Origin of the sequence: Staphylococcus sp. OJ82 (assembly GCF_000294465.1) — a bacterium.
In the GTDB taxonomy this organism is placed as follows: domain Bacteria; phylum Bacillota; class Bacilli; order Staphylococcales; family Staphylococcaceae; genus Staphylococcus; species Staphylococcus equorum.
Map to the genome: position 1 here is coordinate 97,718 of NZ_ALPU01000006.1, position 13,805 is coordinate 111,522.

The 13,805-nt window shown below is 33.1% G+C and carries 10 protein-coding genes; 6 read left to right on the forward strand and 4 right to left on the reverse strand.

Annotation, left to right across the window (positions count from 1 at the left end; translation table 11 throughout):
* Positions 1–140: 140 nt before the first annotated feature.
* Positions 141–1,232, forward strand: a complete 1,092-nt coding sequence (locus SOJ_RS06760) for a bifunctional 3-deoxy-7-phosphoheptulonate synthase/chorismate mutase (RefSeq protein WP_002507320.1) — start codon at positions 141–143, stop codon at positions 1,230–1,232.
* Between the two features lie 418 nt (positions 1,233–1,650).
* Positions 1,651–2,640: a catabolite control protein A gene (gene ccpA / locus SOJ_RS06765; RefSeq protein ID WP_002507321.1), complete on the forward strand. Its 990-nt coding sequence runs from the start codon at positions 1,651–1,653 to the stop codon at positions 2,638–2,640.
* A 151-nt stretch (positions 2,641–2,791) separates the two neighbouring features.
* On the opposite strand, the gene SOJ_RS06770 is transcribed toward ccpA, so the two are convergent.
* Both SOJ_RS06770 and SOJ_RS06775 read right to left on the reverse strand, forming a co-directional pair.
* Entirely contained in the window at positions 2,792–3,946 is a 1,155-nt protein-coding gene (locus SOJ_RS06770) for an acetoin utilization protein AcuC (protein ID WP_002507322.1), read from the reverse strand.
* Between the two features lie 13 nt (positions 3,947–3,959).
* The gene (locus SOJ_RS06775) at positions 3,960–4,592 is read right to left on the reverse strand and encodes a hypothetical protein (protein WP_002507323.1); all 633 of its coding nucleotides are present in this window, start codon (positions 4,590–4,592) and stop codon (positions 3,960–3,962) included.
* Between the two features lie 182 nt (positions 4,593–4,774).
* Between SOJ_RS06775 and acsA the strand changes: the two genes are divergently transcribed.
* Both acsA and SOJ_RS06785 read left to right on the forward strand, forming a co-directional pair.
* Entirely contained in the window at positions 4,775–6,484 is a 1,710-nt protein-coding gene (gene acsA / locus SOJ_RS06780) for an acetate--CoA ligase (protein WP_002507324.1), read from the forward strand.
* Positions 6,485–6,837: 353 nt separating this feature from the next.
* Positions 6,838–8,505, forward strand: coding sequence for a formate--tetrahydrofolate ligase (locus SOJ_RS06785; RefSeq protein ID WP_002507325.1), 1,668 nt, complete (start codon positions 6,838–6,840; stop codon positions 8,503–8,505).
* A gap of 114 nt (positions 8,506–8,619) precedes the next feature.
* Here the strand turns inward: SOJ_RS06785 and SOJ_RS06790 are convergent, their stop codons facing one another.
* Positions 8,620–9,531: a transglycosylase domain-containing protein gene (locus SOJ_RS06790; protein WP_002507326.1), complete on the reverse strand. Its 912-nt coding sequence runs from the start codon at positions 9,529–9,531 to the stop codon at positions 8,620–8,622.
* Between the two features lie 413 nt (positions 9,532–9,944).
* On the opposite strand from SOJ_RS06790, the gene tyrS reads away from it, so the two are divergent.
* Positions 9,945–11,207, forward strand: a complete 1,263-nt coding sequence (gene tyrS, locus SOJ_RS06795; RefSeq protein ID WP_002507327.1) for a tyrosine--tRNA ligase — start codon at positions 9,945–9,947, stop codon at positions 11,205–11,207.
* Between the two features lie 353 nt (positions 11,208–11,560).
* Here tyrS and SOJ_RS06800 read toward each other — a convergent pair whose 3' ends face one another.
* On the reverse strand, positions 11,561–12,859 hold the full coding sequence (locus tag SOJ_RS06800) for a S1C family serine protease (RefSeq protein ID WP_002507328.1): 1,299 nt from the start codon (positions 12,857–12,859) through the stop codon (positions 11,561–11,563).
* Positions 12,860–13,026: 167 nt separating this feature from the next.
* Here SOJ_RS06800 and SOJ_RS06805 point away from each other — a divergent pair, with 167 nt between their 5' ends.
* Entirely contained in the window at positions 13,027–13,647 is a 621-nt protein-coding gene (locus SOJ_RS06805) for a lysophospholipid acyltransferase family protein (RefSeq protein ID WP_002507329.1), read from the forward strand.
* Positions 13,648–13,805 lie beyond the last annotated feature (158 nt).

Here is a 13,805-nt window from a genome sequence, read left to right on the forward strand (position 1 = left end):
TTCACTTGCAGAAAGTGAAATTTTAACAATCATGACTTGAACTTATAACTAGTTATTGTTAGAATTACGTTTAACAAATATTTTATCGCTTTAAAGCAGAATAAAATATCGATTTTAAATTTTTCATAGAGGTGAATAAAATGACAGACAAATTACAAGAATTCAGAAGCGAGATTGTTGATATTAATGAAGAAATTTTAAATCTTTTATCTAAAAGAGGAAAAATAGCACAAAACATTGGAGAGGAAAAACGTAAGCAAGGTACAGCTGTGTACGATCCTCAACGTGAAAAAGAAATGATTAACAAACTATTAGATAAAAATGAAGGTCCATTTAACGATAATGTGATCAAACAATTATTCAAGGAAATTTTTAAAGCCTCTACTGATTTACAAAAATCTGAAAATGAAAAACATTTATATGTATCAAGAAAATTAAAACCAGAAGATACAATCGTTCAATTCGATAATGGAGGTATTATTGGAAGTGGTAACAAATCATTCGTATTTGGACCATGTTCAGTTGAATCTCAAGAGCAAGTTGATGCAGTTGCAGCTAATTTACAAGCTAGAGGCGAAAAATTCATTAGAGGTGGTGCTTTCAAACCACGTACATCTCCATATGATTTCCAAGGCTTAGGTGTTGAAGGTCTTAAAATTCTTAAAAATACTAAAGACAAATACGGTCTAAATGTAGTAAGTGAAATTGTAAATCCTGCAGATTTTGAAGTAGCAGATGATTATTTAGATGTATTCCAAATTGGTGCACGTAATATGCAAAACTTTGAATTATTAAAAGAAGCAGGTCGTTCAAATAAACCAGTATTATTAAAACGTGGTTTATCTGCAACAATTGAAGAATTTATCTTTGCAGCAGAATACATTGCTTCTCAAGGTAATGAAAACATTATTCTTTGTGAACGCGGAATCCGTACTTACGAAAAAGCAACAAGAAACACATTAGATATCTCTGCAGTACCTATTTTAAAACAAGGTACTCACTTACCAGTAATGGTTGACGTTACCCACAGTACAGGACGTAAAGATATCATGTTACCAACAGCTAAAGCTGGCTTAGCAGTAGGTGCAGATGGTATTATGGCTGAAGTTCATCCTGACCCATCAGTTGCATTAAGTGATAGTGGACAACAAATGGACTTCGATGAATTCGAGAATTTCTATAATGAAATTAGACCATTAGCTGATATGTACAATAACAAACAATTAAAATAAGAAATATAAAAAAGCCCCTGTTACGTTACTACTTAAGTAGTGAACTGTAATAGGGGTTTTTTTGCTTTCATATTGTTTTTAAAATGAATGAAGTATAATGTTAGCAATTTATAAAATGCTCATACTTTGGAGTGATATGACAAATGTATAGAGTATTTAAATAAAAAATAAAAAATAAATGATGAATCATCATATTACGCTTGATTTTAATGAAAAACATAAAAATTTAAACGAAAAAGGTTTGTTTTCACTGGAAATAAGAAATATAATACATTTAGTAGGTTTATAATTTTATAAGATGACATAATTATGACATTCAAAACAAAACTATTTTACATTTAGTAAAAATATGGTAAACTTTGAAAATATTATGAAAACAGAGTATAATAATAAAGAAATCGCTTTCAAGGAGGAAATTATGACTGTAACTATATATGATGTAGCTAGAGAAGCAAGAGTTTCTATGGCAACTGTCTCACGTGTTGTTAATGGCAATCAAAATGTTAAACCTGAAACACGTGACAAAGTAAACGATGTTATTAATAAATTGAACTACCGTCCAAACGCAGTAGCAAGAGGATTAGCTAGTAAACGAACTACAACAGTAGGCGTTATTATTCCAGATATTTCTAATGTCTATTATTCGCAACTTGCTCGAGGGTTAGAAGATATAGCAACAATGTATAAATATCATTCAATTATTTCAAATTCTGATAATGATCCAAGTAAAGAAAAAGAAATCTTTAACAATCTTTTAAGTAAACAAGTAGATGGTATTATTTTCTTAGGTGGAACAATTTCTGAAGAAATTAAAGAATTGATTAATAAATCATCAGTACCTGTAGTAGTTTCAGGTACAAATGGTAAAGACGAAGGTATTTCATCTGTAAATATTGATTTTAAATCAGCAGCTAAACAAATCACAAACCAATTAATCGAAAACGGCGCAAAAACATTTGCTTTTGTCGGTGGCGATTATTCTAAAAAAGCACAAGAAGATGTGCTAGTAGGATTAAAAGACGTTTTAGCAGAGCATAAACTTTCTTTAGATGAATCATTGATTTTTAATGGTAATGAAACATATAAAGATGGTCTACGTGCATTTGATGCATTGAAATCTGCTAAGCCAGATGCAATTCTATCAATCAGTGATGAACAAGCAATAGGTCTAGTTCATGCTGCTCAAGATGCAGGTATTAACGTTCCAGAGTCATTACAAATTGTAAGTTTTAACAATACTAGACTTGTTGAAATGGTAAGACCTCAATTATCTAGTGTAATCCAACCGTTATACGATATTGGGGCAGTGGGTATGAGACTTCTTACTAAATATATGAATGATGAAGAAATCGAAGAGCCTAATGTGATTTTACCGCATAGAGTTGAGTATAGAGGTACTACAAAATAGATTTTTTATAGATTCAACAATGTATAATTAACAATAACTTCAGTGTTAATAAATGATAATGAAATACAAAAAACGAAATTCTTATTAATTAAGAATTTCGTTTTTTATTTAAATTGAAAACTTAAATCAGTATGATAAGATGTTGATTTATTTAAAACCAACTCAGTACTTGTTTGGCATATTTTAAATTTGTTTCTGTAATTTCTTTTTGTCTAGGTATTATTTGATAGTCAGTTTTTTCATCGGTCCAAGTTTGTGGTAGTTCACAAGGCGCGTATTGTTGCCATTTTGTTAACCATTTATCAGGCAAACGGCCAGTTTGTGGTTTTTCTCCGATTAAAGCTAAAAAAACGTGGCTCCAAGCCCGTGGGACAACTTTCCATATATTATAGCCACCGCCACCAAACATTAATACTTTACCTTTTGTGTATTTATCTGCTAAATCTTTAATGATATATGGAATTTCATAGAGTGATTCTAGAGTACAATTCAAATGCGTGAGTGGATCTAAGTAGTGAATGTCAACGCCATGTACACTCACAATAATATCTGGTTTAAATGATGCCACTATAGGTTCTATCGTTTCTTTAAATGTTTCTAAAAATGAATCATCTTCTGTATAAGGTTCAAGTGGAATATTTACTGTATAACCGAAACCTTGTTCACTACCTCGTTCCGTGTAACGTCCTGATCCAGGGAAAAGAAATTTTCCAGTTTCGTGTATCGAATAAATTAAAGCTTGATCATTTGTATAAAAACTCCATTGTGTTCCATCACCATGATGTGCATCTGTATCAATACATAGCACGCGTTGGTCATATTTTTGTATGAGATAAGCGATAGTAACTGCAACGTCATTGTAAATACAAAATCCATTCGCACGACCTGGTAGGCTATGGTGTAAACCGCCACCTAAATGGCAGCCGTTGGTGACTGTATCATCCATGATGTGATCAGCCAAATTCAATGCGCCACCCACAATACGTGCACTGTGCTTGTGCATCATTCTAAATTGCATCGTATCATCACCGTCTAATCCATACTTCTTAGCTTCATTGTCACTTAAAATACCATGTGAAGCACGTCTGATAGCTTGGATATAATCATGAGAATGAATTAATGATAATTCTGTATCATTAGCTATACGTGGTTTAATAATATGATGTGATTTTAAATAACCTAAATCTGTTAATAATTCTGTTGTTAATTTTAATCTCATTTGGTTAAATGGATGGCTATTACTAAAACGATATTGCAGTATTTCATTAGAATAGACAAAGCCCGTTGATTGTTGCGTATTACTCATATGTTTCTCCCCTTTAAAAGAAAAAGCGATTCATGAAGCGAATGTCATCAAATGCTTGTAATTGTTCTATAGAAATTCTTGAACCAATTCTTGCCATAAGACAATTAGCAGGATGACTTGTAATTTCTGGGTCATCTGTGGCAAATACTTCAAGCCCCCCATAACCCATCAGTTTTTGCATTAATTTTTTATATTCATATACATCAAGCCCAGAATTTTTCAAATCCCAATGCCAATAATATTCAGTAGTTAACACGATGTAATCTTCATATTCATCAGCAGCTAAACTGACTTTGATAAGCTCACTTCCTAAATGTAAATCACGATAAGCTAAACTTAATTCTATAGCTCCTAATTCTATTAAGTATTCCAAATTACCACTAGACCAACGTTCTAATGGGTCTGGGTAATGATAAGTGACATAACCGATAATATGCTGTGAATTGCGCAACACAAAAATTCTACCTTCTTCTAATTCACTAATTTCTTTTATTGCTTCAAATTGATCCGTAGGTGGGCGAAATGCAAAGAGCCCATCATCAAATGTCATAGATTCAAGACTACTTCTTGAAACAGGACCTTCTATCACAAATGTTCCTTCATCCAAGTGATAAGTTTGAGATTGATATGTTTTTATATGTTCCATTTTTTCACTCCAAACTACCGCATACACATACAGTAAACAATCTAATATAAGTCTATTATAAGTTAAAAAAGTTTAAAATAACACAATAATGTATTCGTTTACACACTATTATTTTGAAAATTTCGACAATATTAGTTATAATAATTTTTAAGCAAGCGATTTCATTAAGAGGGGGATTCAAAATGAAAGTAGAAGTATACAAAGGGGAAAATGGAAATTTTAACCTTAAAGACTATGAAAAAGAGTACGCTAATTTTGACTGGAAAGAAATAGAAAAAGCATTTTCATGGTCAGAAACTGGTAAGATCAATATGGCACACGAGTGTATTGATCGCCATGTGGACGAAGGTAATGGTGAAAAAGTTGCGTTACATTATAAAGATGATAAACGTAAAGAAAGTTATACTTTTGAAGAAATGAAATCAAATTCTAATAAAGCGGCAAATGTATTAAAAGATAAAGCAAATATTGAAAAAGGTGATCGTGTTTTTGTATTTATGCCTAGAACACCAGAACTTTATTTTGCTTTATTCGGTATATTAAAAATAGGTGCAATTGTAGGACCATTATTTGAAGCATTTATGGAAAAAGCTGTTGCAGATCGACTAGAAAATAGTGAAGCAAAAGTGATTGTGACAACGAATGCATTATTGCCACGTATTCCTAAAGATAAATTACCACATCTAGAAACGATTGTAGTTGTAGATGAGGAAGTAGAGAGTGAATATGTTGATTTTAATAGTGAATTAAAAAATGCTAGTGATCAATTTGAAACAGAATGGCTAAACTTAGATGACGGTTTGATATTGCATTATACTTCAGGTTCAACAGGCCAACCTAAAGGCGTGCTACATGCTCAAAAAGCTATGCTCGTTCATTACATTTCTGGTAAATATGTACTAGATTTTAAAGAAGACGATGTATATTGGTGTACTGCTGACCCTGGATGGGTAACAGGTACTTCATATGGTATTTTCAGTCCTTGGTTAAATGGTGTGACAAATTGTATTGTTGGTGGTAGATTCTCACCTGAAGCTTGGTACGGTATGATTGAAGAGTATAAAGTTACAATATGGTACACAGCACCAACGGCATTAAGAATGTTGATGAGTGCAGGCGATGATATTATAGACAAATATGACTTATCATCGCTAAAAAGTATCTTATCCGTAGGTGAACCACTTAATCCTGAAGTCATTAAATGGTCCAAAGATGTCTTTGGGAAACGTGTCTTAGATACGTGGTGGATGACTGAAACAGGGGGCCATATGATTGTTAACTATCCATCCATGGATGTTAAATTAGGCTCTATGGGTAAACCTTTACCAGGCATAGAAGCATCTATTGTTGATGATCAAGGTAACGAGTTGCCACCGAATCGAATGGGTAACCTCGCAATTAAAAAGGGGTGGCCATCTATGATGGTTTCCATTTGGAAAAATCCTGAAAAATATGACTCATACTTCATTGGTGATTGGTATGTTTCTGGAGACTCTGCTTATAAAGATGAAGATGGTTATTATTGGTTCCAAGGTCGTGTAGATGACGTTATTATGACTGCAGGCGAACGTGTCGGTCCATTTGAAGTCGAATCAAAATTAGTGGAACATGAATCGGTTGCAGAAGCAGGTGTGATTGGTAAACCAGACCCAGTAAGAGGAGAGATTATTAAAGCGTTCGTTGCTTTACGACCTGAGTATGAAGCATCAGATGAACTGAAAGAAGAAATTCGTGTATTTGTCAAAGAAGGTTTAGCCGCACACGCTGCACCACGCGAAATTGAATTTAAAGAAAAACTTCCTAAAACACGTTCTGGTAAGATTATGCGTCGTGTCCTTAAAGCTTGGGAACTTGATTTACCTGAAGGCGATTTAAGTACAATGGAAGACTAATTAAACAAAATAGTAGTTTAATCAGAAATAGCTAACCTGTATTTCCAATTTAAAATAAAGCAAGTTATTTCCAGACCCCCTTTATATCATCAACTTTAAGTATGTGTTTTATTCGACACACTAGAGATTATGATGATATTTAGGGTGTTTTTGGTGTAAAATAACATTTTTAGCGTAACATAGGACACATAAGGTGAAAATGTTCACTAATTATTTTGAAAGCGCTGTCTCTATTAATCGACAACACAACATAAGTTAGTTAATATTAATATGTAAGGATTTATTTTTATCAGTAGTATATATGGGAAATATATTTATTGATTTAAAATTTATTTAAGAAGGGGCGAACGAATTTGGCACACTTATCTGATTTAGATATTGCAAATCAATCAACATTAAAACCGATTGGAGATATTGCTAAACAAGCGGGTATCCCTGCAGATGCATTAGAACCATACGGGCACTATAAAGCTAAGATTGATATTAATCAAGTTCAACAAAAAAATGGTAAGGGTAAAGTAGTATTAGTTACTGCGATGAGTCCAACGCCAGCAGGTGAAGGTAAATCAACAGTTACAGTTGGATTAGCAGACGCATTCAACGAACTTAAGAAAAGCGTCATGGTAGCGTTACGTGAACCGGCTTTAGGTCCTATTTTCGGAATAAAAGGTGGTGCAACTGGTGGTGGCTATGCACAAGTATTACCAATGGAAGATATAAATCTACACTTCAATGGCGACTTCCACGCAATCACTACTGCAAATAATGCACTGTCAGCATTTATTGATAACCACATGCATCAAGGTAATGAATTAGAAATCGATCAAAGACGTATTGAATGGAAACGTGTTTTAGACATGAATGACCGTGCATTACGTAATGTAAATGTAGGTTTAGGTGGACCAACGCAAGGGGTTCCAAGAGAAGATGGGTTTAATATTACTGTTGCTTCTGAAATAATGGCAATTCTTTGTTTATCTAATGACCTTAATGATTTAAAAGCGAAAATCAGTAGAATTACTATAGGTTATACTAGATCACGTAAACCTGTTACTGTAGCTGACTTAAAAGTAGAAGGCGCATTAGCGATGATTCTTAAAGATGCAATTAAACCAAACCTAGTACAAACAATTGAAGGCACACCAGCTCTTGTACATGGTGGGCCATTTGCTAATATTGCACATGGTTGTAATTCAATTTTAGCGACAGAAACTGCGAGAGATTTAGCAGATGTCGTTGTAACTGAAGCAGGCTTTGGCTCAGATTTAGGCGCTGAAAAATTCATCGATATTAAAGCACGTGAAGCAGGATTTGAACCTTCGGCAGTTGTAGTAGTTGCGACAGTTCGTGCGCTTAAAATGCATGGCGGTGTAGCTAAAGATAACTTAAAAGAAGAAAATGTTGAAGCGGTTAAAAAAGGTATCGTGAACTTAGAACGCCACGTTAAAAATGTTAAAAAATATGGTTTAGAACCTGTAGTTGCATTGAATGCGTTCGTACATGATACTGAAGAAGAAACAAAATATGTACAACAATGGGCAAAAGAGAATGGTGTGAGACTTGCTTTAACTGAAGTATGGGAAAAAGGTGGCAAAGGTGGTGTCGATCTAGCGAATGAAGTGCTAGAAGTACTTGATGAACCACAAGATTTCAAACATTTATATGAATTAGATTTACCACTTGAAGAAAAAATCGAAACAATTGTTAAAGAAATTTATGGTGGTTCAAAAGTCACATTTAGTAGTAAAGCACAGAAACAGCTTAAACAGTTTAAAGAAAATGGCTGGGATAACTATCCAGTATGTATGGCTAAAACACAGTATTCATTCTCGGATGATGCAACACAATTAGGCGCACCTGAAGGTTTTGAAATCACTATTCGTGAATTAGAAGCTAAAACAGGCGCAGGATTTATAGTTGCATTGACTGGAGCAATCATGACTATGCCTGGTCTCCCTAAAAAACCAGCAGCATTAAACATGGATGTTACTGATGATGGACATGCAATTGGACTATTCTAAATTTTAACTATTATATGATACAAACATATTAAAAATAGCTGTAAGGAAATCTATAACGATAGATTTCTTCACAGCTATTTTTTAATTGCCTGAGTAGTTTATGAACTAGCCATTTTATTTTGTCATTAAATGTTGTTTGATATCGTATTTTTCAGCCTTTTTAAAATCATAAGCAGTAATTTCACCTTCAACCAACATCCGTTTGAGCACATAGTGTTGGCGATCCAAACCAATCTGTATCTGAGCGTCAGATTTGAGTGAACCATCTGTGTCATAAGGGGTATAGTAATAAGGGCTTTGTAAAAGTCCAATCAGATAGGCTGATTCAGCAATATTTAAGTTTGTAGCGGCTTTTCCAAATAAACTATAAGATGCTGAAGCGATACCTGTGATATCAGAACCATTATAATCACGTCCAAAAGGCACGATATTCAAATAAGTATAGATAATTTCATCTTTGGTTAAAATCTTTTCAGTTCGCATAGATAAGATAAGTTCATTAGCTTTGCGATTATATGTTTTTTCATTTGTCAGTAGTTGATTTTTTACGAGTTGCTGGGTGATGGTACTACCTCCAGTTGCAGCTTCTGTATTAAATATATCTTGCCCAACTGCTCGAATGATAGCTTTTGGTAAAATACCATTATGATAGAAAAATAAGCTGTCTTCTGAAGAAGTCAATGCCTTTATCACGTTGCTATTTACATGTTTAGGTCCTACGATGAGTGAATTTGTCGATTTATTGTATTCTGCTAAAATATGCTTATTGTTATAATTTATATCTTGGTTACCAGCAATGTTCAGCAATTTTGTACGTAATTCATTATCTGACATGTTTACAGATTCATCAGTTAAACTTTGGAAGTAAAATACTGATATGGCCAATAAAATAATAAAGGTACATGCGAAAATTGCAAACAAGCCAATGAAAAGATGCTTTAATTTTTTATAGATAATTTCAAATTTAGAGAATTTAGAGTTATGTAAATGATTGTGAACATTATTTTCATGTGTTTGATTTTCCATGTTTGACCTCCTTACGTATGCAATATTATAACATAATAAATGATGTTGACTTTTAAAATAGAGTTACTTATAATTAATATCAATTCGATATCGTTTTTGGATAAAGGAGAAGTAACATATGGTGTCATCTTCAGAGAGTTAGTGGTTGCTGTGAACTAACGATGATTAATATGTGAATACACCTTAATGATTTCAATCATCCAAACGTTTAAGTTAATGAACGTATCATTAATAAAGTTGTTTGACTTAGAGTATGGTGGTACCGTGCGCATGCGCCCTTACATTAATTTGTAGGGGCGTTTTTTTATTTTTTAAGTGTTATTCGGTCGTACTTGCTAAAAGTGACTTAAACTTTGGACGGTATTTAAAATCTATTCAAAATAATATCTTAATAAATATAGGAGGTAAATACAATGACAAATAGATTATTAGAAGATTTAAAATGGAGAGGCTTGATTTATCAACAAACAGACGAATCTGGTATAGAGAATGTATTAAATAAAGAACAAGTTACATTATACTGTGGTGCCGATCCAACTGCAGATAGTTTACACATCGGTCATTTATTACCATTTTTAACTTTACGTAGATTCCAAGAACATGGGCATCGTCCACTTGTATTAATAGGTGGGGGAACAGGAATGATTGGTGATCCATCAGGTAAATCAGAAGAACGTGTCTTACAAACAGAAGAACAAGTTGAATTAAACGTACAGGGTATCAGTGAACAAATGCATAAAATTTTTGAATTTGGTACTGATAAAGGTGCTAAACTTGTTAATAATAAAGATTGGTTAAGCCAAATTTCATTGATTGATTTCTTAAGAGATTACGGTAAACATGTCGGTGTAAATTACATGTTGGGTAAAGACTCAATTCAAAGTCGCTTAGAATACGGCATTTCGTTCACTGAGTTCACATATACAATACTCCAAGCAATTGATTTTGGTCATTTAAACAACACTTACAATTGTAAAGTACAAGTTGGTGGTTCTGATCAATGGGGCAATATCACAAGTGGAATTGAATTAATGCGTCGTATGTACGGTCAAACAGAAGCATACGGACTGACGATTCCTTTAGTCGTTAAATCAGATGGTAAAAAATTCGGTAAATCAGAAGGTGGCGCAGTTTGGTTAGACGCTACAAAAACGAGTCCATACGAATTTTACCAATTTTGGATTAACACTACAGACGATGATGTAATCAAATTCTTGAAATATTTTACATTCTTAGAAAAAGAAGAAATTGAAGCATTAGAAAAATCGTTAAATGAAGCACCACATTTACGTGAAGCACAAAAAGCTTTAGCTGAAAATGTCACACGTTTCATCCATGGTCAAGCTGCATTAGATGATGCAATTCGTATCTCAAAAGCATTATTTGCAGGTGACTTACAATCATTGTCAGCTTCAGAATTAAAAGCAGGATTCAAGGATGTGCCACAAGTTGAATTGAGTAAAGAAACTACAAATATTGTTGAAGCGATTGTTGAAACTGGTATTTCATCGTCTAAGCGTCAAGCACGTGAAGATGTGAATAATGGTGCAATTTATATCAATGGTATAAGACAACAAGATGTGAATTATGAATTAAACGATGACGATATAATCGAGAATGAATTTACTATTATTCGTCGTGGTAAGAAAAAATATTTCATGGTTAATTATAAATAATATTTGAAGATAGATAGATGAATAACGCGATATATATAAAATATCGTCAAAACAGCCGACAAAGCCTTATGATTTTGTTGGCTGTTTTTGTGTAAGTTTTTCTTGGAATAGACTCATCTTGGATTCCTCTGTGAGTGTATTTCCTGTAGTAGTAGGCCTAAAGCATTGTCAATTTTTAAAATGAAAATTGCCATTTTGTGTACTTTATGTAGTATTGAACTAAACATACTTTATACTGAAACAAATATTATTAGAGAACTAGATAAGGATAATTTATAAAATATAAAAAACCAACCAAGTAAACTAATCTTACTTGATTGGTTCAAAATAACTATTAAGTTTAAGTTATTGTTTTAATTAAATGGTGCAGGACTTTCATTTTCTTTTTCAGATGACTCTGAAGATGTTGATTTTTGTTCTTTTAATGGTACTTCCACTGTTTGCTCCTTACCATTTCTTTCAATAGTCATTTCTACTGAATCACCAGGTTTTTTATTTTCATATAAATAAGAGCGTAAGTCAGCATCTTCTTTGACTTTTTTATCGTCTATCGCAGTGATGATATCACCTTCTTTAAGCTCGTTATCAGCATGAACTTTGGCAATATAGACACCATCATTGCGTTTTGTATTCAGTTCTTCTTTATATTGTTCTGGTATCTCACTTACATTAAGTAAACTAATACCAATGGAAGGCCGCTCAATCTCGCCATTTTCTACAAGTTCTTTAATGGTAACTTTAACTTCATTACTTGGGATTGCAAAGCCAATACCTTCAACTTGTTCACTTGCAATCTTCATTGAGTTAATACCTACGAGATTACCATTAATATCTACGAGTGCACCACCGGAATTACCAGGATTGATTGCCGCATCGGTTTGCAATACGTTTACTTTATTCGTACCAGCAGATGTTTTCGTATCAATTGTACGTTCGCTAGCAGAAATAATGCCTGAAGTCACTGAGTTAGCAAATTCTAGACCTAGGGGATTACCCATTGCAAAAACACTGTCTCCTGTATTTACTTTTGAAGAGTTGGCAAAGTCAATTGCTTTAGTGCCTTTCGTATCATTGATTTTTAGTACTGCTATATCAGTTAAGGCATCTTTGCCTACTAATTTCGCATCGACTTGTTTAGAATTGTGCAATTGTACCTTGATTTCATTCGCACCATCGATAACGTGATTATTCGTTACGATATATGCAGAACCATTATTTTTTTGATAAATGACACCTGATCCAACACCAGCTTCTTCTGATTTAGAAGAATCACCTTTTAGCAAACTATCTAAATTTTGAGCTTTTTGCATATTAATAACACCTACAATAGCAGGGGAGACATCGTTAATCATTTGGTTCACAGAATCATATTTTTCACTTTTTCCATCGAGTGTATTGCCACCATTACTACTAATAGAAGCTTCTTGAACGGAAGAACCGTTATCATTTAAGCCTGTACTTTCCATGATTTTCCCAATACCTAATACCAAAAGTGCGCCTATAATACCGGCAACTAAGGCCACAATTATCGTTTTAAACCATGGGAATTTGGTTTTGTTTTTTGACCTTTTATTGTGAGCTTGTTCCGGTTGTTGCGGCTGCCGAGGGTTTTGTGTTTCATTAGAGTTATAATCGTTATTAAAATCTGACATACTTTACCTCCGATTTATTCTATATAACCTATTATGATAGGTTTATACAACTTTTTCTAGTATAGCACTATACAACTTTAGACTGAAATATAAATATTCTTGTTCATAAGGTGACTAAATGATAGAATCAATAGGTAAATATAAAGGAAAATGAAGTAGGTGGAGAAATGTATAAATTCATTAGCGGTTTGTTAAATATAATTATTACTAAGCTAAGTAAATCATTAGAAGTGCAAGGTAAAGAAAATATACCTCAACTTCACAGATATGTAGTGACTTGTACGCATGAAAGCTATAATGAAGTTATCATGTTAGCTACTGCGATTTACCCAAATCAAACACATTACATGGCGAAAAAAGAGTTATTCAATAATAAATGGTTTGGTAAGTTTTTAACTTCTTTAAATGCTTTTCCTGTAGATAGAGAAAATCCAGGACCTAGCACATTGAAAAAACCGGTTAAATTATTAAAAGAAAATAAAATAGTAGGGATATTCCCAACTGGTCATCGCATGAAGTATGATGAGGGATCACCTATGAAACGTGGCGCAGTAACTATTGCTTTGATGGCCCAAGCTCCTATTTTACCAGCTGCATATGTAGGACCTAAAGAAATTAAAGGACTTGTTACGGGTAAAGCGATTGTTAAATTTGGGGAACCTATCGAAACGAAGCATTTACCAAAAAATATGAAGCGCAATGAAAAATTAGAATATTTAACAAAAGAATTAGAAAGCAGAACGACACAATTACAAAATGAATTAAATGATTATGTGAATCATAAATAGTAAGTTTCAATATTTTTTAAATAGTTAGACATTTTAATTTATATACGAATTTTTTTAAACTTGTGTTATTATGTAACTGTACAATGACAGCAAGTAAAACGTTTACAAACACCACGTGGACATATTGTGCATGTGGTGTTTGTTTGTGTAAATATCTA

Bases quoted from the DNA above. Each gene is read 5' to 3' on its own strand.
- SOJ_RS06760 (WP_002507320.1), top strand. From the start codon at position 141: ATGACAGACAAATTACAAGAATTCAGAAGCGAGATTGTTGATATTAAT.
- ccpA (WP_002507321.1), top strand. From the start codon at position 1,651: ATGACTGTAACTATATATGATGTAGCTAGAGAAGCAAGAGTTTCTATG.
- SOJ_RS06770 (WP_002507322.1), bottom strand. From the start codon at position 3,946: ATGAGTAATACGCAACAATCAACGGGCTTTGTCTATTCTAATGAAATA.
- SOJ_RS06775 (WP_002507323.1), bottom strand. From the start codon at position 4,592: ATGGAACATATAAAAACATATCAATCTCAAACTTATCACTTGGATGAA.
- acsA (WP_002507324.1), top strand. From the start codon at position 4,775: ATGAAAGTAGAAGTATACAAAGGGGAAAATGGAAATTTTAACCTTAAA.
- SOJ_RS06790 (WP_002507326.1), bottom strand. From the start codon at position 9,531: ATGGAAAATCAAACACATGAAAATAATGTTCACAATCATTTACATAAC.
- tyrS (WP_002507327.1), top strand. From the start codon at position 9,945: ATGACAAATAGATTATTAGAAGATTTAAAATGGAGAGGCTTGATTTAT.
- SOJ_RS06800 (WP_002507328.1), bottom strand. From the start codon at position 12,859: ATGTCAGATTTTAATAACGATTATAACTCTAATGAAACACAAAACCCT.
- SOJ_RS06805 (WP_002507329.1), top strand. From the start codon at position 13,027: ATGTATAAATTCATTAGCGGTTTGTTAAATATAATTATTACTAAGCTA.